The sequence below is a fragment of the Oscillospiraceae bacterium genome, assembly GCA_035353335.1.
In the GTDB taxonomy this organism is placed as follows: Bacteria; Bacillota; Clostridia; order Oscillospirales; family JAKOTC01; genus DAOPZJ01.
In genome coordinates this window covers 8,530-30,471 of the sequence record DAOPZJ010000005.1, presented here as the reverse complement: position 1 = coordinate 30,471, position 21,942 = coordinate 8,530, and the positions used below count along the sequence as shown (strand labels likewise).

At 53.5% G+C, this 21,942-nt stretch carries 15 protein-coding genes, 5 tRNA genes and 1 pseudogene; 11 read left to right on the top strand and 10 right to left on the bottom strand.

From position 1 onward, the window contains the following. The first annotated feature begins 87 nt into the window (after nt 1-87). On the top strand, nt 88-1,617 hold the full coding sequence (locus PKH29_02245; GenBank protein HNX13654.1) for an ATP-binding cassette domain-containing protein: 1,530 nt from the start codon (nt 88-90) through the stop codon (nt 1,615-1,617). A gap of 140 nt (nt 1,618-1,757) precedes the next feature. On the opposite strand, the gene PKH29_02240 is transcribed toward PKH29_02245, so the two are convergent. From PKH29_02240 to srtB, 3 genes are read right to left on the bottom strand one after another with little or no spacing between them, the layout of a single operon-like run. Beyond that, nucleotides 1,758-2,621, bottom strand: coding sequence for a hypothetical protein (locus PKH29_02240; protein HNX13653.1), 864 nt, complete (start codon nt 2,619-2,621; stop codon nt 1,758-1,760). A gap of 60 nt (nt 2,622-2,681) precedes the next feature. Continuing rightward, nucleotides 2,682-2,990, bottom strand: coding sequence for a hypothetical protein (locus PKH29_02235; GenBank protein ID HNX13652.1), 309 nt, complete (start codon nt 2,988-2,990; stop codon nt 2,682-2,684). A gap of 32 nt (nt 2,991-3,022) precedes the next feature. After that, a complete protein-coding gene (gene srtB / locus PKH29_02230) occupies nt 3,023-3,898 on the bottom strand; it encodes a class B sortase (GenBank protein ID HNX13651.1) in 876 nt (291 codons plus the stop codon). Nucleotides 3,899-4,065: 167 nt separating this feature from the next. Between srtB and PKH29_02225 the strand changes: the two genes are divergently transcribed. The 9 genes from PKH29_02225 to PKH29_02185 all read left to right on the top strand — a co-directional run bounded on the left by PKH29_02225 (nt 4,066) and on the right by PKH29_02185 (nt 10,241). Beyond that, nucleotides 4,066-5,940, top strand: coding sequence for a zinc ribbon domain-containing protein (locus PKH29_02225; GenBank protein ID HNX13650.1), 1,875 nt, complete (start codon nt 4,066-4,068; stop codon nt 5,938-5,940). Nucleotides 5,941-5,949: 9 nt separating this feature from the next. After that, nucleotides 5,950-7,617 carry a formate--tetrahydrofolate ligase gene (locus PKH29_02220; GenBank protein HNX13649.1) on the top strand — a complete coding sequence of 556 codons (1,668 nt, stop codon included), beginning with the start codon at nt 5,950-5,952 and terminating at the stop codon, nt 7,615-7,617. Between the two features lie 108 nt (nt 7,618-7,725). Beyond that, a tRNA-Val gene (locus tag PKH29_02215) sits at nt 7,726-7,801 on the top strand. 3 nt (nt 7,802-7,804) lie between these two features. Next, nucleotides 7,805-7,881, top strand: a tRNA-Asp gene (locus PKH29_02210). 3 nt (nt 7,882-7,884) lie between these two features. Further along, a tRNA-Phe gene (locus tag PKH29_02205) sits at nt 7,885-7,960 on the top strand. A gap of 90 nt (nt 7,961-8,050) precedes the next feature. Further along, a tRNA-Gly gene (locus PKH29_02200) sits at nt 8,051-8,126 on the top strand. A gap of 44 nt (nt 8,127-8,170) precedes the next feature. Next, a tRNA-Cys gene (locus PKH29_02195) sits at nt 8,171-8,245 on the top strand. A 443-nt stretch (nt 8,246-8,688) separates the two neighbouring features. Continuing rightward, the gene (locus PKH29_02190; protein ID HNX13648.1) at nt 8,689-9,045 is read left to right on the top strand and encodes a four helix bundle protein; all 357 of its coding nucleotides are present in this window, start codon (nt 8,689-8,691) and stop codon (nt 9,043-9,045) included. A 236-nt stretch (nt 9,046-9,281) separates the two neighbouring features. Then, on the top strand, nt 9,282-10,241 hold the full coding sequence (locus PKH29_02185; protein ID HNX13647.1) for a uroporphyrinogen decarboxylase family protein: 960 nt from the start codon (nt 9,282-9,284) through the stop codon (nt 10,239-10,241). 895 nt (nt 10,242-11,136) lie between these two features. Here PKH29_02185 and ugpC read toward each other — a convergent pair. From ugpC to PKH29_02155, 6 genes and pseudogenes are all read right to left on the bottom strand, one after another. Then, nucleotides 11,137-12,282: pseudogene (ugpC, locus tag PKH29_02180) on the bottom strand (sn-glycerol-3-phosphate ABC transporter ATP-binding protein UgpC). A gap of 68 nt (nt 12,283-12,350) precedes the next feature. Then, nucleotides 12,351-13,211 carry a sugar ABC transporter permease gene (locus PKH29_02175; protein HNX13646.1) on the bottom strand — a complete coding sequence of 287 codons (861 nt, stop codon included), beginning with the start codon at nt 13,209-13,211 and terminating at the stop codon, nt 12,351-12,353. Then, the gene (locus PKH29_02170) at nt 13,208-14,722 is read right to left on the bottom strand and encodes a sugar ABC transporter permease (GenBank protein HNX13645.1); all 1,515 of its coding nucleotides are present in this window, start codon (nt 14,720-14,722) and stop codon (nt 13,208-13,210) included. Before PKH29_02170 ends, PKH29_02175 begins: the two co-directional genes overlap by 4 nt. 114 nt (nt 14,723-14,836) lie before the next feature. Beyond that, nucleotides 14,837-16,084 (bottom strand): extracellular solute-binding protein, encoded by a 1,248-nt coding sequence (locus PKH29_02165; GenBank protein ID HNX13644.1) that lies wholly within the window; start codon nt 16,082-16,084, stop codon nt 14,837-14,839. Nucleotides 16,085-16,141: 57 nt separating this feature from the next. Continuing rightward, nucleotides 16,142-18,103, bottom strand: coding sequence for a glycosyl hydrolase 53 family protein (locus PKH29_02160; GenBank protein ID HNX13643.1), 1,962 nt, complete (start codon nt 18,101-18,103; stop codon nt 16,142-16,144). 13 nt (nt 18,104-18,116) lie between these two features. Further along, the gene (locus PKH29_02155) at nt 18,117-19,151 is read right to left on the bottom strand and encodes a LacI family DNA-binding transcriptional regulator (protein HNX13642.1); all 1,035 of its coding nucleotides are present in this window, start codon (nt 19,149-19,151) and stop codon (nt 18,117-18,119) included. 403 nt (nt 19,152-19,554) lie between these two features. Between PKH29_02155 and PKH29_02150 the strand changes: the two genes are divergently transcribed. Further along, nucleotides 19,555-20,727 carry a transglutaminase domain-containing protein gene (locus tag PKH29_02150; protein ID HNX13641.1) on the top strand — a complete coding sequence of 391 codons (1,173 nt, stop codon included), beginning with the start codon at nt 19,555-19,557 and terminating at the stop codon, nt 20,725-20,727. Nucleotides 20,728-20,831: 104 nt separating this feature from the next. On the opposite strand, the gene spo0A is transcribed toward PKH29_02150, so the two are convergent. After that, the gene (spo0A, locus tag PKH29_02145) at nt 20,832-21,644 is read right to left on the bottom strand and encodes a sporulation transcription factor Spo0A (protein HNX13640.1); all 813 of its coding nucleotides are present in this window, start codon (nt 21,642-21,644) and stop codon (nt 20,832-20,834) included. Nucleotides 21,645-21,942 lie beyond the last annotated feature (298 nt).

The window sequence follows — 21,942 nt, the reverse complement described above, 5'->3', positions numbered from 1 at the left end:
TTGTTATGCTGTCGGAAAAGACGGTCTTTTTGTTTGCTTGGAATTTTATTTCAAGTTCTTTTCCGACAGCGCTGAGGAGGAATGAATATGCTTCAAATCATGAATTTAACGATATCGCTTTCCAAGAACGATAAAAAAATCTTAATCAATTTCACTTTTGCGCTCAACCCGGGCGACAAGGCCGTCATCATCGGCGAAGAGGGCAACGGAAAGAGCACCCTGTTAAAGCTGATCGTCAACCCGGCTTTGGTTGAGCATTACGTGGAATACAGCGGAAAAGTCCTGCGTGACGGCTTGAAATACGGCTATCTCAAGCAGGAGCTCTCCGAGGCCGAAAAACGGCTCTGCGTAAAAGATTACGTCGCTTCCGAGCTTTTGTTTGAGATGCTTTTGCCCGACGAACGCGCCGAAATCGCCGAACAACTCGGGTTGAACCCGGCGATGTTCGAGTCCGATCAGTTGATGGGAACGCTCTCGGGCGGCGAAAAAGTCAAATTGCAATTGGCACGGATATTGGCCTCAAAACCGGATGTGCTGTTACTCGACGAGCCGACCAACGACATCGACATCAGGACGCTTGAATGGCTTGAGACCTTTATCAACCGCTGCGGGCTTCCGGTGCTGTTTGTCTCCCACGACGAGACGCTGATCGAGCATACCGCCAATGTGATCATTCATCTTGAACAGGTTTTGCATAAGCGCAGCGCCCGCCATACGATCGCGCGGATGCCGTATGCGCGGTATATCGACGAGCGCATTCGCGGCCTGACCCATCAGGAACAAGTAGCTCGCAAGCAGCGCGAGGACTTCGCGGCCCAGCAGGAGCGCTGGAAGAAAATCCACGACAAGGTGGAGCGCGACCAGGAGAACATTTCCCGTCAGGACCCCGGAGGCGCCCGCCTCTTAAAAAAGAAAATGAAAGCGGTCAAGTCGCTGGAGCGCCGGTTTGAGCGGGAAAAAGAGGACTTCGAGGAGATTCCGATCGTCGAAGAGGCCATTTTGATGAAGTTCGCGGAGCGCACCGCCCTGCCCCGTCAAAAAGAGATTTTGCGGATGGCGCTGCCGGAACTCAAAATCGATGAAAGGGTTCTTTCAAAAAATATCGAATTGAATGTGTACGGCGGAGAGCATGTCGGCATCGTCGGCGACAACGGCGCGGGCAAGACCACGCTGCTTCGGTTGATTGCGGAGGAACTGCTTCAGCGAAGAGACCTCAAAGCCGCCTATATGCCGCAGGATTACGAGGATTCGCTCGACCTGTCCCAGTGCCCGCTCGATTTCCTCGCGCCGTCCGGCAAAAAGGAGGACATCACCCGCGCCCGTATCCAAATGGGCAGCATGCGGTTCACTCACGAGGAGATGCTCGGCACCATCGGAGAGCTCTCGGGCGGTCAGAAGGCCAAATTGTTATTTTTAAAAATGACGCTTGACGGCAGCAATGTGCTGATTCTCGACGAGCCGACCCGCAACTTCAGCCCGCTCTCCAATCCGGTCGTCCGGCAGGTGCTTCGGCAGTACGACGGCACAATCATCAGCGTGACCCATGACCGCAAATACCTCGCCGGGGTCTGCGACACGGTGTATGAATTGACGCCGGAGGGGCTTTCAAAATTGTAGGGGCGGCCATCGGCCGTCCGATAAATCTCGGGGCGCGTAAGCCGCTCGGCGGGGACAATGCGCGCCCCTATTGAAAAAACAAAATTTCAAGGGCTCGGAGGTTTTCTCCGGACCCTTTATCATTTATTATAGGAAATTTTTCATTCTCCGCCGACAATCCTAATCGTCTGACCTTGTCTATTGACATATACCGAGATCCAACCACCTAACCGTCTTTCCTTTGAAAAAGTAACCCGATATATGTCTGTCTCTTCGTCATAAGCCAAATTAATCGAATCAAAATCCCTATCATTAAACGAAATTTCTTTTTTTGCCAGCTTTATTACATCCTCTATTGTTTCAACCGGTGAAATTTCGATATTATCAAATCCGTCGGTTCTGATTCCAAGTCCACCGTCGCTTGGTCTCAAAACATCCCCTTGATAACTGAAAGTTCCAACATCCTCCTCGTACACTTTCAATGAACCGTATCTGATATCGGAATATGCGATAAAATAATCAACCGGGTTTTTAACATCCGCGTTATAAATTTCGTCCCAGGTCAAAGTGTTGTCATTTAGCAATACATAAAAAATGTAACTGGAATACCCGGTGATTTTTCTGCGGGACTCCCCCTCAAAGCGTAGCATATATTCATATTTTCTTGAGACATAAAAATCTTCTTCGATACCTGCAACGATATATTTTTCACCGTCAAAAAATATGGTCTTATGAAATTTTTCAGGATACTCATTTCCTCGATCCGTAAAATATCTGCCTTGATAATCTCTCGGGTCTTCCGGATCACAAATATACTCCATTGCGACAATTGCGGTTTTTCCTTTGTTAACGTTATTTATAAAACCATCCCAGTAGCCCCCGTTATATAAGAGGTCAAAATGTCCAAAATGTATGACACCTACGGGTTCCTCCGATGGGTTTTCTGATGAAGTTGATATACCACTGTTTGAGCAGGCAGAAAAAAGTAAAATTAACACGGTCAATAACGCGGTAACCTTCTTCATTCAAACAGTCCCTTCGAAAAGTTTTCCGAACGGTTTATCTTCTCAGAGCAATTAAATCGGTCATTTTCCCTCCGCTTTTGCAGCTTCGTCCCGAACTTTTACGTATTCTCTGTATTCAATCGGGGTCGCTTCTTTCGGGACAATCTCCATTTCAGCCGTTGCGGCAAGTTCTTTGATCTTGTTCCGGATGATCGGTTGAAGGCAAAAAGGCACATGGTCGTTATGGTAACGGTGAAGCGCCACGCATTCTCTGCACCGCCCGTGCCATTCGCAGAGCGAATTCGGGCAGGGGCATTTCGTAACCTTGGGATCGGCGGCCAATTTGCGGTTTTGAAGAACCAGATCGTAATATTCTTCTTTCGTTCGCATTATGTCAGCTCCAATGCCTGTCAGACGCATTCTCAGTTTGTGAATTTCCCCGGCATGATGACGTCTTCGTTGAGTTTAGCCGTCGAGGTGTCGACGTCGGCGCTTTCGTCTTTACGGATCTCGCGGGCAAAGATGGCGTATCTGCCGTCCTCGATGTCGTAGGCGCAGGTGACAAGCGAGATGATCTTATCGCTCTTTTTCACGCTGACGTCGATGTCAAGCAGGCTGTGGGCGCGAACCTTGTCGATATATTTCATAAAACTGTCGTCGCTTGAAAATTGAGAGTAGAGCTGGAATTCGTCGCCGGAACCCGAGCCGTCCGGCGAGGCATCCATCAAAACCACCGCGAAAATTTTATATTTCGAATATTCGTAGAGCGTATTGAACTCCACGACGGGGTGTTCCTGATAATATTTGACCGTCTCGTATTTTCCGAGGGTGGAAAACATCGCCTGTGTCTTCATATTGTGGCCGTAGATGACGATGTTTTTGCCCTTCGGATTGAATTTGCTCTGATAATCGAGGAAAATCGTGCCGTTGCGGTTATAAGTGCCGTCGTAGGCGGAGCGCAGATAATCGTCGTTGTTATCGGTCTGCACCACGACGTAATCGATCGGCGTCCCGTCGATTTTGATCCAGCCGGCCGTGTCTTTGTTTTTCTGATAAAATGACCGAAAAGCCGGCAGAATATCATTTTCGCCCATCGGCGCGGTGATCTGCTGGGCCGCGCTCTGCATCTGAGAGGCAAGCTGTTCTTTTTCTTTCTCGCTTTTATACCCGTCGTACCAGTCCAAAAACAGAATGCCCCCGCAGACCATCAGGACCATCATGAAAATGACGATCAAAACGATCTGAACTTTGGACATCATTTGTTCTTTCGGCGGCCGATTTGCTCTGTATTCGTTCATGTCAGTCTCCCTGAAAAAGGATACAATTCATTATAGCGCCGCGTTTGCTCCATTTCAAGTGAGTGAAAACGCTTGAAATCGTTTTATTATGTCAATTGCGGTTGATTTTTGGGGTTTATCATGATAAAATAAACACAATTCTGATTTTTTCCATCGGAGGCGATACCATGGCATACATCGACGATTTCTCGGCGCTGAAACTGAAAATTGAGCAATACGACTGGGCGGAAAAGCTCTATGATAAAATGAAGGCCGGTGTTGACGCGTTCATCGCGACCTATTTCGACGACGTAAACCGCCGCTGCGGCTGGGGACATAATTACGTCTGCGAAAAGTGCGGAACCGGTTTGAAATTCGATAAGGACGTCCCGATGGGACAGCCCTGCCCCGCCTGCGGGCACATCAATATGGGCTGGCGCGCAAACGACGCCTGGAACGGCACTTACCGCAACAGCGTCAACGGGAACGCCAAAAAGGCCGCGATTTTATACAAACTGACCGGCGATTCCAAATATCTCGAATACGTCAGGACCGTTTTGAATTTTTATCTCGAGAATTATCAAAAATTGCGGGTCTGGGTCGTGCATCCGATGTATCTCGGGCGCATCTCGGGGCAGCACCTCACCGACGACGGCGACGTGATCTCCCTTCTGACCGCGATGATGATTCTTTCAGATTCGCTCGACGAGGGCTTTGTGACCGAACTCGGCGAAAAATTCTTCATTCCGCAGGGGCGTTTTCTCAAACCGTTTTGTTATTACATCAACAACATTCCCGTCTGGGATCTCTGCGCCATCGCGGCCGTCGGCATTTTTTACAAGCAGCCCGATCTGATCGAATACGCCTTTGAGAGCGAATTCGGACTCATCAACCAGGTCGCTTTGGGCATTACGAAGGACTATTTCTGGTACGAAGGCTCGGTGCATTATCATTTTTACTGCATCGCCCCGATGACCGAACTGATCTATTTCGCAAAAGCGTCGGGCTACAAAGCCGACTGCATCGACAAGCTCGCCGGCATCATTGAAAAGATGTACGTCATGCCCGCGCAGATGGCTTTTTCAAACTGCATGCTCCCAAACCCCAACGACGGCTGGCCGTTCATCTCGCTGGCCTGCTTCGGCGGGCAGTATGACACCGCAGCGGCCAGTTTCAATCATCCGATGATCAAATGGGCCGCGACGATGATGTATGACAACCGTTCCCCGCTGCTCGACCACAACGGCGCCGCGAATCCGGCGCGCGGCGGTGATCTTTCGCGGCTCTTATTCGGAATCGACCCGGCGGACTACGACAAATACCCCCGCGAAAAACCCGAGACCCGGCTCTGGGAAGATACGAACTTCGCGATGCTGCGGGATCGGGAACTGGAGGTCTTCTTTAAATACGGCCTGATCATCGCCTCGCACTCGCATTTTGACATCATGAACATCGAGATCTCGGCGTTCGGCGAATCGGTCAGCTATGACCTCTCGACCAACGGCTACGGTTCCTTCCTGTTTAACTGGCAGCAGGGGACGCTTTCCCACTGCACCGTCGCGACCGATATGGTCAATATCCCGAAAAAGGGCAAAGGCAAACTGCTCGAATACGACAAGGAAAAAGCGCGCATCAAAGCACTCAGCGAAGACGCTTTCCCGGGCGTCGATTATATCCGCGATTTAAAACTCGAGAACAATACGCTGCACGACAGCTTCACCTGCGCCGACAAAACCGGCAATACGCATACCTATGATTATCTCTTCCACTGCATCGGCGAACCGGAATTCGATTTTGAAGCCAAGGAAGTGCCGCCGTTCACCGAGAAGCTCTATGATACACTTCAGGAAGTCAAATGTTATGAGAGCGACGGCGATATCAAATTTGCCTATCGGCTGCCCGACAAACGGGTCGACATCACGCTCAAAGGCGAAAAAGGCACCAAGTTTTATGTGTTCAGGGGATATGCCCAGACCGGAAATCACTTCCGTTACGGGATCATGGCCCGCCGCAGCGCGGTTGAGACCACTTTCGCGGTCGATTACAAATTTACGAAGATTTGAGGTACACAAATGCTCTCCGACATCGAAATCGCCCAGGCGGCCAAACCGCTGCCGATTGCAAAAATCGCCGAGCAGCTCGGTATCCTCTCCGATGAGCTTGAGTGTTACGGAAATTATAAAGCGAAAATCACACAATCGGCTTTTTCGCGAACGGCGGACCGTCCCGACGGTAAATTGATTCTGGTCACCGCGATCAACCCCACGCCGGCGGGAGAGGGCAAGACCACGACCACCGTCGCGCTTGGACAGGCGATGAAACACATCGGAAAGAACGCCGTCATTGCGCTGCGTGAACCGTCACTCGGGCCGGTATTCGGCATCAAGGGCGGTGCCGCCGGCGGCGGGTATTCACAGGTGATTCCGATGGAGGACATCAACCTCCATTTTACAGGCGATATCCACGCGGTCACGGCGGCGAACAACCTGCTGTGCGCGCTGATCGACAACCACATCAACCACGGGAACGCTTTGCGGCTTGATTCAAGGCGTATTTCCTTCCGCCGCTGCATGGACATGAACGACCGCGCGCTGCGCGAGATCATCGTCGGCATCGGCGGCAAAGCCAACGGCTTTATGCGCTCCGACGGCTTCAACATCACCGCCGCCTCCGAAGTGATGGCGGTGCTCTGTCTCTGCGCCGATATCGACGATCTCAAAAAACGGCTCGGGGATATTTTGGTCGGCTACGACCTCGACTCAAACGCCGTGTTCTGCCGCCAGCTGAACGCGCAGGGCGCAATGGCCGCGCTGCTCAAAGACGCGGTCAACCCGAATCTCGTCCAGACCCTCGAGGGCACGCCCTGCCTGATGCACGGCGGCCCGTTCGCCAACATCGCCCACGGCTGCAACTCGGCGCGCGCCACCAAACTCGGGCTCAAACTGGCCGACTACTGCATCACCGAGGCCGGCTTCGGAGCCGATCTGGGCGCTCAGAAATTCTTTGACATCAAATGCCGCGCCGCCGGTCTGACGCCGTCCGCGGCCGTTCTGGTCGCCACGGTGCGCGCGCTCAAGCATAACGCGGGCATTGCCAAAGCCGAACTCTGCATCGAAAACGTTGAAGCGACGGAACAAGGCGGCGTAAACCTTGCGGCACACATCGCGAATCTCAAAAAATACGGCCTCCCGGTCGTGGTCGCGGTCAATCGCTTCCCGACCGACACGCCTGCCGAGATCGCCGCCGTTGTCCGGATCGCGGAACAAAACGGAGCCGACTGCGCGGTCAGCGACGGTTTTTTCGAGGGCGGAAAAGGCGCTGCGCTGCTTGCCGAAAAGGTTGCTGCGGCTGCCGATCGGGGCGGAGACTTCAAACCGCTCTGCGCCGACGAGATGACGGTCACCGAAAAGATCGGGCGCATTGCCCGGGAAATTTACGGCGCGGACGAAGTGACCTACGAGGATTCGGCGTTCAGGCGGCTCGAAGAAATCCGTGCTCTCGGCTTCGGCGCCTCACCCGTCTGCGTCGCCAAAACCCAATACTCTCTGAGCGACGACCCCAAGAAACTCGGCAGGCCGAAAAACTTCAAACTGACCGTCCGCGACCTTCGCCTCTGCGCCGGCGCGGGCTTTGTCGTCGCGCTCACCGGCGATATCATGACGATGCCGGGATTGCCCAAAACGCCCGCGGCAAACGCCATTGACATCGATGGGAACGGCCTCATCAGCGGATTATTTTAAACCCGGAAAAAATCAAAAAAATTGGTTTTTGGTATTGACAAGGCAAGACGGATTGTGTTATTATGTTATCCGTCGCCGGCTGGCAGAGAGGTTCTCCGGGACGCGTGGGGGAGCATAGCTCAGCTGGGAGAGCATCTGCCTTACAAGCAGGGGGTCACAGGTTCGAGCCCTGTTGTTCCCACCAAATGGCTCGGTAGTTCAGTTGGTTAGAACGCTAGCCTGTCACGCTAGAGGTCGAGGGTTCGACCCCCTTCCGAGTCGCCACTTGCCTCTGTAGCTCAGTTGGTAGAGCAGGGGACTGAAAATCCCCGTGTCGTTGGTTCAATTCCGACCGGAGGCACCACTTACCCCGCGCTGTCCCAACACCTTCCCTGCACCGCAATTCTTCTGCCGGCGCAGATTTGCCCCAAGCGTCTCCGTCTGACGCAAATGTGCGGATGTAGCTCATCCGGTAGAGCGCAACCTTGCCAAGGTTGAGGTAGCGAGTTCGAGCCTCGTCATCCGCTCCAAAAAACGAGGGTGTATCGACAAATACACCCTCGCATTCATCTCCGGCACCATAGCCAAGCGGCAAGGCAGAGGTCTGCAAAACCTCTATTCCCGAGTTCGATTCTCGGTGGTGCCTCCAAAAAAATCAAAAGACGCCCATTGGGCGTTTTTTGATTTTTTAACCTCTACGAGAATCGAACTTGTCGATCTCTCGGTGGTGCCTCCAAAAAAATCAAAAGACGCCCATTGGGCGTTTTTTGATTTTTTAACCTCTACGAGAATCGAACTTGTCGATCTCTCGGTGGTGCCTCCAAAAAAACACGCGTAAAGCGTGTTTTTTTAATGAAGTGTTCCGTTGGAACATGAAGAGTCCTTCAGACATGAAGTTGCCTTCGGCAATGAAGTGTGTCTGCGGACACATAAGAGCAGGAACACTTCGCTTCATGTTTCGCAAATCGCAATTTGCGAAACACTTCATTTCTCGCCGCAAGCGAGATACTTCACGTCGGCCGCAGCCGACACTTCATTCTTGACGAATCCCCTTCTCTGCTGTAAAATATAGCCATGGAAGGGAGTGAGAATGTGCGTAATGATATGCTCTCCGAGCAATCGATATCTTTTGCCGTTATCATCATCAACCTGATCAAACGGTTGAAAGAAAACCATGAAACCATAATCTCAACTCAACTCGGCAGAATCGGTACATCAATCGGAGCGAATATCCGGGAAGCACAGTATGCTCACAGCAAATCCGATTTTATCGCAAAATTGCAAATCGCACTGAAAGAAGCAAACGAGACCGGATACTGGCTCGAATTATTACATAAAACCGGGTATATCGATGAACCGGAGTTTAAACAGTTGGATTCAACGTGTGCAACTATCAGGGTTATGCTCATCTCCTCCATCAATACCGCAAAAGAGAATAACAATGAATAGTATATATATATCAGGGAGAAGAGACAAACGGCAATATGGCATGAGTTTGGGTGTGTGCCTCGGAGTCGCGCCCGGATGTCAGAAGTCAATCGATATACCCTAAAATACCGGAACGCCGCAAGGCGTTTTTTTTAAATATAAAATCCTGATTTACAACGGGAAAAATTTTTTGTATAATGAACGTATTCCATATTTGCCTTTTATGATCCATATCATTTTCCGGGAGGAAACAAAAGATGACGAGACGGGAAAATTTCTACCGGGCAATCCAATTCAAAGGTCCCGAGTGGGTGCCGCTGAACACGGGGTACTGCGGCGAGCCGTATAAGAGCATGGGCGACTGCATGTGCGTCAATTACAAAGCCGTTGAGCCCAACGAATGGCTTTATCGGTTCAGCAAGCTTGAGGGCGACAAGACCATCGGGCAGGTCCTGGACCACCCGTTAAAGTCCCTTCAGGCCATCCGTGATTTTAAAGCCCCGCCGCTTGCGATTGAGTTGCGGTTTGAAGGCCTCAAAGAGCGCGTCGATGAGCTGAAGAAACAGGATCTGTTTGTCTTCGGCGCAATGGCGAGTTATTTTTTCGAGCGGATGCATTATCTGGTCGGCATGGAGAATCTTTTTGACTATCTTTATAACGAGCGTGAGGCGATTCTGTCTCTCGGCGACAAGATCGTGGATTTCCAGTGCGAAATGATCAAAGCATACGCCGAATGCGGCGTTGACGCCGTCTGGGGCGGCGACGACTGGGGTCTGCAGGATCGTCTGATGGTCTCGCCGGAAGTGTGGCGCGAGGTCTTTAAGCCCTGGTACGCAAAGATGTTTCAAACGGCCAAAGCCCACGGGCTGGTTACTTATATGCATTCCTGCGGCAAGAACAACGCGATCATCAACGATCTGATCGAATGCGGCATTGACGTCATCGAGCTGCACCAGCCGACGGTGTACGACGTCGACTGGCTTTCAAAGAACGCGGGCGGGAGGATTTGCTTTTCCACGACCGCGGATTTGCAGCGCACGCTTCCGACCGGTGACAAAGAAAAAATATTAAAAGAAGTCCTTGCGCTGAAAGAAAAGCTGGGCTGTTTCAACGGCGGTTTGCTGTATGAGATCTATCCCGATATGCAGGCGCTGGATATCACGCCCGAAACCACGGATTATTTCGTTGACTGCTGCATCAAGAACGGGGCATATTGAAATCAAAAAGAACCCAACATAACAGTTAAAACCCGTCACCCATGAAAACAGGGTGACGGGTTTTATATATGATATGGTGCATATGGCTCGCAGATTTTATGACGCGTACGAAGCCGCCTCATGCCGGTTACGCGATGATCATGTCGATCTTGTCGTCGATGACGACCAGCGAATTGAGATCGATGCCGAGACGAACGTCGCCGGAAAGTTCGGCGTCGGTTTTGGCGGTGACGGAAGCGTCGCCGACTTTGACCACTGCGAACCGCTCGGTGCCGTAGTCGAGCGTCTTTTCGACGCTGCCGGTGATCGGGCCTTCGGCCTTCCCCGCCCTGACCGCGTACGGCGAGAACTCGAAGCGCAGTTTCTTTTTGAACACGCCCATGCCGCCGCCCGTGACCAGGCGTTTTAACATCTCATCGGGGACCTGATATTCCCCGTTCGCGACGGCAAGCGAGAACTCGACGGATTTCTTTTTCCGGGTCTTTCCGTTTTCTTCGACCGTTTTTTTGACCACTTTCCGGTTGACGGAGCCGTAGAGGACGTTTTTCAATTCGAGCGGCTTGTGCAGGATTTTGCCGTCTTTCAGAATCGAAATGCGTTTCATATCGAGTCCGATCTTCAATTCACCGGGTTTGACGTCGCTGTCGGTCTTCGCGAAGAAAACGCGCCCGCCGCTTTCGAGGTGCAAGAGATTATTTCCGAGAATGGTTTCCCGCTCTATGCAGGCGGCTTTCTGATCTCCGGTGAACGTGAACGATTCGGTCGGTATCTCGGCCGAGACGGCGCCGTCGGCGGTTTCAAGCGCTTTCGGCAGCCGGAACTCCAGCCCGCTGATTTTGAGGACGTTGTTTTCGACGGTGCCGTCGAAGGCGTTGACCTCCGGGACGCGCGGGCTGACGGACTTGTCGGTCTCCTTGTCAAAGAAGTGCAGCGAATGGAACGCGAACGCCAGTTTGACGACGTCTCCGGCGTTGATTTCGGAACCCCGCTCCGAATCCACCTTGAAGACGACGCTCGTCTTGGTGTCGGCGACGACGTCGGTTTTTCCGGCGAGGTCGCCGTAAACAAGCGTCTCGTCGCCGAGTTCCTCGGTGTGCGAGACCGTGCAGCTGACGACCGCCTCCGGGTGCTTTTTGATGTAATCGGGGTCGCAGATGACCTTTTCCGCACGGATGCCGAGAATGATCTCCTTTTTGCCGCTTAAGTATTCGGGTTTGACTTTCAAAAAGTTTTCATACGGCACTTTGAGTTTATCGTCGGTATTCAAAAAGCAGATCTCGACCGTATCGCCCCTGCGGTTGAGCGCGGCGTCGTAAAAGTTCATCTGCGGCGTGCCGATGAAGCCCGCGACGAACTTGTTGTCGGGATAATTATAGAGGTTTCTCGGCGTGTCGATCTGCTGGATATAGCCGTCCTTCATGACCACGATGCGGGTGCCCAGTGTCATGGCTTCGGTCTGGTCGTGGGTGACGTAGATAAAGGTCGTTCCGAGTTTTTGATGCAGTTTGCTGATCTCGCTGCGCATCTGGGTGCGCAGTTTGGCGTCGAGGTTGGAAAGCGGCTCGTCGAGCAGAAACACCTTCGGGTTGCGCACGATGGCCCGCCCGAGCGCGACGCGCTGGCGCTGGCCGCCCGACATGGCGCGCGGCTTGCGGTCGAGATAATCGGTGATGCCCAAAACCTCGGCGGTCTCGAGCACGCGCTTGTGGATCTCCTCGTTCGACAGATTGCGAAGTTTAAGCCCGAACGCCATATTTTCATAGACGCTCATATGCGGATAGAGCGCGTAATTCTGGAAGACCATCGCGATGTCCCGGTCTTTGGGTTCGACGTCGTTGACGATGAGGTCGCCGATGCTGACCTCCCCCGCGGTGATGTCCTCCAGCCCGGCGATCATGCGCAGCGTCGTCGATTTTCCGCAGCCCGAGGGCCCGACGAAGACGATGAATTCTTTATCGCCGATCTCCATCGTGAAATCGCTGACGGCTTTGGTGCCGTTGGGGTAGACCTTGTAGACGTGCTTCAAACTCAGATTAGCCATTATTTATGTCCATCCTTTCAATCGTCATTGCGAGGGGCTTTGCCCTGCGGCAATCCGGGCGACGAATTTTACCCCTTGACCGCGCCGCCCGTCACGCCCGCCACGTAATATTTCTGCAGCAGCATGAACAGGATGGTGATCGGAATCGCGATGATGACCCCTCCGGCGCAAAATCGCGTGAAATAGTTGACGATATGCTCCTTGTCGAGGAAGGTATACAGGCCCACCGCGACGTTGTAGCTCTTGGTGTTGCCGAACGCGATCAGAGAGGCGAACATGTAATCGCCCCAGGGCGCCATGAACGCCATCAGGGTCGTATAGATCACGATCGGCTTCGCCATCGGCAGGATGATCTGATAAAACACCGTCCGGCGGTTTGCCCCGTCGATGCGGGCGGCCTCGTCGAGCGCGCGCGGGATGGTGTCAAAATAGCCCTTCGCGATGTAATAGCCCATGCCGGAACTTCCGACATAAATGAGCATCAGCCCCACGATGTTCTGCGTCAGCCCGATCAGCTTGAGCACGAAATAGACCGCGATCATCGACATGAAGCCCGGAAACATCCCGAGCACCAGGATGAGATTCATCAAAAACCGCCTTCCGCGAAACCGCATCCGGGACAGCGTATAACTGACCATCAGCACGATGATGGTCTGAAACACCGAGACGACCAGCGCGATGATCAGCGTGTTGGCGAACCACTGCAGAAACTCCGTCTTGGTGAATAAACTGACGAAATTTTTCAGCGACCACTGGCGCGGAAAAATATAGTTGACCATGCCCGTCGACTCGCCGCGAAACGCCTGGAAGATCAGATAGATGAACGGGATCAACCAGATCGCGCTGATGAGGATCAGGAGAATGTAGATAAAGGTATTTGCCGCGGACTCGGCGCGCTTTTTGCTGCGCAGTCGATTATTCCTGCTCATTGGAAGTCCTCCTCGTCTTTGACCGACCGCGACCGGTTATAGACGATCAGCGAAAACACGGCGACGACCACGAAGACCATGATGCCGATGACCGAAGCCATTTTGTAGTTGCTGGTCTGGGTCATCGTGAGCTTATACAGCCATGTGATCAGCAGATCGGTATACCCTGCGGGCGATTCGTAATTCAGCGTATACGGCGCGCCCGCGGTCAGCAGATAGATGACGTTGAAGTTGTTGATGTTGGCGATGAATGAAGTGATGAGATACGGCGTCGTCACGAACAGCATATACGGCAGCGTGATCTTCATATAAGTCCTGAAAGGACTCGCGCCGTCGATCTTGGCCGACTCATACAGGTCTTCGGGGATGTTCATCAGTATGCCGGTCGCGATCAGCATCAGATAGGGGATGCCGACCCAGATGTTGATCAGAATCACCATCACGCGGGCAAGCCCGCCGGTCGTCAGCCATGAGATCTTTTCGGAGATCACGCCCCACGAGAGCAACAGGCCGTTGACGATGCCGTCCTCGGCAAACATCTTGGAGACCAGCAGCAGCGAAATAAACTGCGGCACCGCGATGGTCATGACAAGAATCGTACGGAATATGCGTTTGCCTTTGATGCCCTTCTTATTGATCATCAGGGCGACGAGCATGCCGAGAAAATAGTTCGAAAACGTCGCGAAAAACGCCCAGATCAGGGTCCAGATCAGCACCGAGCCGAAGGTGAAGCCGAATTTTGTGCCGGTCGCGACCGAGTTGACGCCGAACATCGTCGCGAAGTTCTGCGTGCCGACCCAGTCGAACAGTTTCGCCGGCGGCTGGTGCATCGAGTCGTAGTTTGTGAACGCCACCAGAACCATGAACACGACCGGGATGACCGTGAAAATCAGGATGCCGAGCAGAGGCGTCGCGAGCAGCGTTTTGTGGTATTGTTTGTCGGCCATCGCGCGGATGTCGTCGCGCGCGGAGTCCAGGCGAAACCCGAGTTCGGACAATTTCTGCGTCTCCCCGTTCTGAATGCAGTTCTGACGCCAGACATAGATGAACGCGATGATGAAAAACACCGTCAGCAGGCCGTAGAGCAAAATCAGCATGCTGTTGTCGATATAGGTATTAAACGTCAGGCCCGTCTCGGGGTCCACTTTCGAGGATAGGGCGACATCCCCCAGAGAACCGAGCTTGACGAGATATTTCCAGCCGAAAAAGATCATATAGGCGATGAAAATCAATTCAAACGCCAGATAAAGAATTCCGCGCAGGATCTGGCCGCGTGCGATCTGGCCGAACCCCATCGCGAAAAACGAGGTTCTGGTCTTCCAGTCGCCTCTTTTGAACACCGCGAACACCTCGGTGAAGATCCCCGCGAATTTTCGCAGGCCCCTGCCGAGTTTGTGCGGAATGCGTTTTAAAAACGCGCCGGTATTCTTCGGCAGGTTTTTAAAAAACCTCCCGAGGCGATACCGGAACTTCTGAAAACCCGTCATTTTCAGATAATTCAGATCTACCATGTAATGTACACACCCCCTGAACGCATTTTTTATGCGGGGCAAAGGCGCCGCAAAAATTGATATTCAATTTATGCGGCGCCTCTTTTACACTATGCTGATTTCGGATGGAAAAGATTACTGCGTGACGACGTCTGCTTTCAGATAGGCGACGAGTTCGTCGAGAACCGTCTGCAGCTGCGCGTCGGTGGAGGCCTTGTAGGTTCCGGCGTTGACTTCGGTGCCGAACGCGGCCATCTTATCCCAGTATTTCGCGCTGCACTGCGGCTGAGCGGGTGAATAGGCCAGCTGTGCCTGAAGCGCGGCAAGCGCCTGGTCGGCCTGGACCGTCGGATCCTGCTGCGCGGTCTTGTTGGACGGGCCCCAGCCCTTTACGCCGTAACGCGCCAGCTGGACGTCGCCGCCGGTCAGATACGCGGCCAGTTTGTGGGACGCCGTGAGCGCTTCTTCGCTCTGGGTCGGGTTGACGCCCATCAGTTTAAAGCCGCCCCATGCGCCCATTTGGACCTGCTGTCCGTTGACGGTCATCGTCGGCAGTTTGGCTACGCCGTATTTGTCGCCAAGGAAGCCCTTGATGGTCGCGGCATCCCAGGTTCCGGAGATCGCGGCGCCGGCCTGACCGCCGTCGGGGTTGAACTGATCCGAGAATTTGTCGCTGCGCTGGAAGCCTTTGCTCTGCGCCATCGCGATCAGCGCTTTGAAAGCGCCGAGTCCGCCGGCGGAGTTGAAGTCACAGTCGACGGCCACGATATTGCCCTGGTTATCGGCAGTCGTGGTGTAGTGGCAGCCCGCGCCGAAGAAGAAGGAGACCAGATACCAGCCGCTCTGGTTTTCCATGTAGAATTTCTTTCCGGCTGTTTCGCACTGGGTGAGAATTCCGTCCAGTGTGGAGGGGTCTGTGACGACACTCTTGTCATAGAACAGGAAATAGCCGTTGTCGCTGGTCAGCGGATAGGCATACATCTTGTCGCCCATCGTCGCGGCCGCGACCGAACCGGCGTCATTGTTGGCCTTTGCGTCCGTCAGGAAAGTGCCGCCGAGTTCGCTGAGCGCGCCGGCCTGTACCAGACGGCCGAGCTGATCCTGCGCGAAGGCAAAAACATCAGCGCCGGCTTCAACGTCGGTGATCATTTGTGTCGCCGCTTCACCTTCGCTCATTGCGGAGACCGTGATGGTGAACTTCTTGGCGAGATCGGGATTTGCCGCCAGGAATTCGTCGCATTTCGTCTGTGTGAAAGCGACCACTTCATCGGCAGCCCATACGAGGATGTCTTCCTTCTGCGCCGGCGTCTTGTTGCACGCCGACAGAACTCCGCAGGAGAGCACCATGGCAAGCGCCAGCAGTACTACCGCAAGTTTTCTCATTTTTGTATTCCTCCTATCAATTTATCTGTAACTTACTCGCGTAAGATACATTCAAAGTTATTCGGCCGGGTTGAGCAGCACGTCGTCGATCGTGCCCCACGCTCCGGCGCTGCATTTGACATAGATCCCCACCGTGATCTCACCGTTTACCGGGACGTTTTTGATTTTCGGATTTGCCCAGACCCGCCACGAGCTGATCTCGGCGGGCGCGGTCTTTTTCACCCCGTTGACAACGGTGTAAATGTAGATATTCTGCGTTTCGGCGTCGCCGCCCTGAATCGAAAGGGTAAAGTTATAAGCTCCGGGTTTTAAGTTTTTCACCGTCTGCTCGAGCGTGAACTCCACTTCGCCCTCGCTCCAGAAATGGAAAGACCTGTTTCCGGTCAGCGCGTCGGTGGATTTGTCGAGCACAAAGAGCTCATCGATATCCGAGAGATTGACGGCTTTCCACATCGAGACGTCTTCGTTTTCGAAGCTGTAATTCTCGATGTAATTGCGTTCGGCCATCGAAAGATAACAGACTGCCTGTTTTCCGCCCGCTGTACCTTTGATCACATACTTTGCGACCGCTCCGTTGGACATCGCGGCAAGGTCGGCCGGTTCCCAGACGACCGGAACCGTCTGCGCGGTCCCGTCGTTCATGACCGCGGTCACGGTTTCGGGCAGTTTGATCTCCTCTTTCAGCCGCACGGACAGTTCGACGTCTTCGACCGCGTCGACGGCGGTCTCACACTCCGTGCCGGTATAGACGTATTTGAAAACTTTCAGCGACTCCAGGGGATGGCCGGTTCCGTCGAACATCGCCTGATTGTCCCAGGCGGAGCCCCCGTAATAAATACCCGCGTCGCCCGGATCATATTCCGCCGAATACGAGGAAGCCCAGCCGCTGCCGTATTTTTCCCATAAAACGCTGTTTTCTTCAAAGTTTTTCCCGCCGACGCCGATCCACGCCGGCTCCCAGTAAAAGAATCCGATACCCGCTTCCCCGACGTCGGCCACCGCCCGAATGGTCTCGGCGACCGCGGTCGCCTGACCCTGCACCGTCAGCGGATAATTTTTATCGTAGTTTTTCTCCCCGCCGATGACGTTTGCGTGAAAATCGCCGTCCGAAAGCGTATAGGCATAGGACATCTCGGCGACCATCACCTTTTTGCCGTAGGTGTCGGAGATCTTTTTCAAAATCGCCGTGAGGTTTTCGAGCGTGCCGTGCCAGTAGGGATAATAACTCGAGGCGAAGACGTCGTAATCCACTTGATATTTATCGAGATTCCGGGCGAATTTCTCATAATTCGCGGCCTTTTCGGGATTGGCGAAATGCACCGCGATCAGCGCGTCCCGGTTGACTTCCCGGCATGCTTTGGCGCCCGCCGCCATCAGCGCGCAGATGTTTTTCCAGGCGGTCTCCCCGGCAAGCCCGGAAGTCGTCTCGTTGCCGAGCTGCACCATTCCGACGTCGACGCCGGCCTTTTTCAGCTTTGTCAGACAGGAAAGCGTATAATCATAGAGCGCGGCGCTTTTTTGCCCGACGTCCATGCCGGCCCAGACCTTCGGGGCCTGTTGTTTGGCCGGATCGGCCCAGAAGTCGGAATAGTGGAAGTCCACCAAAAGCTTCAGGCCCGCAGCCGTCGCCCGTTTTCCGACAGAGACCGCGTTTTCGATATCGCAGTTGCCGCCGCCGTACCCGTTGCCGTTTTTGTCGAACGGATCGTTCCAGACCCGAACGCGGATATAATTGATCCCGTTTTGCGCAAGCGTCAGGAAGAGGTCCTGCTCCTTGCCGTCGAAATCATAAAATTTCACGCCGCTTTTCTCGAGCGAGAGGACGGTGGAGACGTCCGCGCCCATCATAAAATTGTCCGGCAAATTCCCGATCTTCTTCACAAACAACGTACTCTCCGGAGCCGCGCCGCCGTATTGCGCCGCTTTGGGCAGGGGATTATAGGCGCAGCCGAATGACAAAAACAGACAAAGGGCAATCGGCATAAAAACGCCGCGGATGCTCTTTTTCGCTTTCCCCATTGCAACCATCCTTTCATTCCGGCAAACGTGATTCCTCATTGCCGGTCGATGCCCTGTAATGGATACGGTATCCGGGAATGAGTTCGGACAACCGCTTCCGGTCGAGTTTTCCGACCAGTTTTGTGACTGCCATCGCCCCGAGCGCCATGTCGTCCGCCTCGATCGCGGTGACGGCCCGGTCTTTCAAAGCGGGATTGTCGTAAAAAGACGCCAGCCGGATGTCTTTTCCGATTGAAATTTTGAGCGATTTTAATCTTTCCAACGCCGTGAGGCAAATCTGGTCGTCTCCGCATATGATGGTGCCGGCGCCCTGTGAGATAAACCGGTCGACGGCGGCGTCGATGTTTTCCTTGGTAAACACATCCGAAATCACTTTTCCGGTCAGATCGGCGCCTGCTTTGATCTCAGCCTCTTCAAATCCCTTCCGGCGGTTGAGATTGACGATGTAATGGGTGCTCCCGAGAATCAGCCCGACCGGCTTTTCGGCCGTTTTCAGCAGAGTCTCCGTCAGTTCGCCGCAGGCCTTCGCGTGTTCGATGTCGACCTGCATGAGTTCGGAATCCGGCGCGGAGCCGATCACAACGAACGGTACGCTCTCCCCGCTCAGATAACCGATGCACAGATCCTGCATGAGGGATCTCATGAGAATGACGCCGTCCACCGACCGCCTCCCGATCAGCCGCCGGAGATAGGAACAATCCTTTTCGGTCGCGGACGTCACGACGACGTCGTAATTATGTTCCACGGCTTCGTGACAGATTCCCATCAGACACACCTGAAAAAAGGTGTTGACGCTCAAAAACGCGTCCGCCGGCATCACCACGCCGATATTTCCGGTTCTGCTTGTGGCGAGGCGCTGGGCAATCGCGTTGGGATGGTAATCGTTGTGTTCGATGTAATCGAGCACCCTGACTTTGGTCTCTTCGCTGAAGTTCCCTTTTCCGGCAATGATCCGTGAAATCGTCGATTTTGCCAGTTTTAATTCGTGAGAGATATCCGCAAGTGACATCGCACTTTTTTTGTCCGGTTTATTTTCTTTTTTCAACATATGCCCTGCACCGCCTTATCTGTGACGCGCAACCGTTTGCCTAAATCTTGCCTTCATGATATCACACGCTCTGCGCTTTGTCAACGAGAAAAACGGCGATTTTTGTTGATTCGTACAAATGTGATAATCGGAGATGAATATTTTTGTGACTTTTGCGAAAACACCATGACCTGATTCATCATTCTATCCTCACATTTCTTTTGTATTTCGGCTGAAACGAGCGCCGCCGCGGCTCCGGGCGGCGCCGGCTGCCTGCCGTGCGGCGATTGAGAGAAACCCTGTGCCGGACAATTTGACAATTCGGCCGGGTTTATGGTATGATACGGATGATTCGGCATTTGACTATTTTGTCTTTCGCGTTTATATTTCGCAGCACACTCGGATGAAGGTGACGGATTTGCGGTTGAACAAATTGGTTCCTCTCGGTTTGGCGGCTGTCCTGCTCTTATCGGGCTGCGGCGGTTCGTCCGTGATTTCCGTGACTTCCGTTGAGGTTTCGGGCAGTTCCGCGTCGGTTTCCGACCCCGATTTTTCCGTCGTCTCCGGACAGTCGTCCGCATCGGAGCCGGGAGCGGTGCTTCCCGGGCAGCTCAAACTCGATGCGCAGAAGATTTACCTGACCGTCGGACAGAACTGCTTCATCGGGTCGGTCGTCTATCCCGCGGATGCCCTCGGAAAACAATTGGTCTGGAGCAGTACGGATAACGCGGTCGCGTCGGTCAGCGAAGGCACGGTCCGGTTCGAAGGCGCCGGTTCCGCCGTCGTCACCGCGTCGACTTTGCTCGGAGGCCTGACCGAGAGCTGCCAGATCGAATGCGTCACCGTCTGCGACAGCGCCGAAAAACTGGACTCGGTGTTAAAAGTCGCTCTGATGTCGCAGGACAGCGTTTTTAACACCTATATCTATGACCCGGCTCTGCTGAACCGCCTCTCGGTCGATCCCTCATACGGACTTTTTACGGCCGATTTGAAAGATAAAATCCTGTTTGTCGGAGACGAGTCGATGTCCGAGGTCTACCCGGTCACCTTTCAGCTGACCCCGAACTTTTCCTCCGTCTGTCTCAAAGCGCTCTCGTCGGGCGGTCTTTCGGAGCTCAGCCCGCTTCAGACGCAGGCTTTGAACGCCGCGAAAAAGTTTGCCGACGCAAATCTCTCCGGGGAGCAGACCGACTATCAAAAAACAAAAATCATCCACGACTATATCGTGAAAAACGGAAACCTGGATACCTCGGGCGGTGAAGCGGCCTATTCCGAGACCGTCGCCTACGGCGTTCTGGTCGGCGATATCTCCGTCAGCGACGGATACGCCGACGCTTTCCGGCTGATCGCCGGCATCGCAGGCATCGAGGCCCGCGCCGTCGCGGGAACCGCCGCCGGGAAGCGGCGGGTCTGGAACCTCGTCAAGCTGGACGGGGTCTGGTATCATCTCGACGTCACCGCGGACGACCGCGCCGATATGATCGACGGAACGCTGAATTATGACTACTTTTTGATCAGCGACCTGCGCATCGCGGCCACTCATTCCTGGAACAAAGCGGCCTGCTTCAGCGCTCCGAACGATTACATCGAAAAATAACGGTTCTTCGTTTCAGGATTTAGGCAAAATAAAAACCGCGTCCCGCTGTCGGATTTTCCGGCAAAACAGGATGCGGTTTTCATTTGACATTGTCGTTCTCCTTTTTAAATTTTCAGCAGTTCGTTTTTATCGGGGGTACGGACGGAGGAATACCGCCGTTGTTTTTCGCTGTCGATGCGCAGCTTCAGCTTGTCCGCGATCATGGCGATAAATTCGGAATTCGTCGGCTTTCCTCTTCCGGTGTGGATGGTGTAGCCGAAAAGCGTATTCAGCACGTCGATGTCTCCGCGGTCCCAGGCGACTTCGGTGGCGTGCCGGATGGCCCGCTCGACACGCGACGCGGTGGTGCCGTGCTTTTTTGCCACATCCGGATAGAGCATCTTGGTGACGGCGTTTATGTAATCGCCGTCGTTGATGCACATGACGATCGAATCGCGCAGATACTGATAACCTTTGATGTGCGCCGGCACGCCCACCTGATGGATGATCTCGGTCACCATCACCACCAGTTCGCTGTCGGACATCTCGTGAAAACTCTTCTCATAATTTGAAAGGCCCGTCAAACTCATCAGACGGTCCACCGCGACCTGCGGGTCGAACGGTTTGAGCAGCAGATACTGTCCGCCGGCAGCAAAGACCTGGCGCTCCAGTTCCCCGGTTAAAAAAGCCGTCATAACCATGATTTTGGTGCCGGGGCTGATGGTCCTTGCCTCGTTGATGACGCCGATGGCGTCGATGCCGGCCAGATTGAAATCAATCAGCGCAGCGTCGAATTTTGTCGAAGCTCTGAGCATCTCCAAAATGACCTTGCCGTTCCGGGGAACGGCAGATACCTCAATTCCCGCCCTTGTCAAAGAATTCGCTAGTTCCGAGGCGGTTTGGGTGTTGTCCTGTGTGATCAGTATCCGTTGCTTCATGAATGGGCCTCTCCTTTCGATTCATAAGATTTTCTAAAGATTATAACATTTACCCGAATATTACAACTCTTTTTGTCAAACTTTTTGGATAAACATGGCAACACGGTTCGACACATTTCGACACAAAAAAGGGACAACCCCACCGATTATGTAAACAGAAACGGCGCATCTTTGCGAGCGCCGTCAAAATTTGTCGAAACTTTTTTCGATGATTATATCTAAAAGTGGAAATAAAAACAGAAATTCGGAAAACCAACAGGATTTGACCGTCCGAAGGCGGCGGACACGCAGGCCGTGG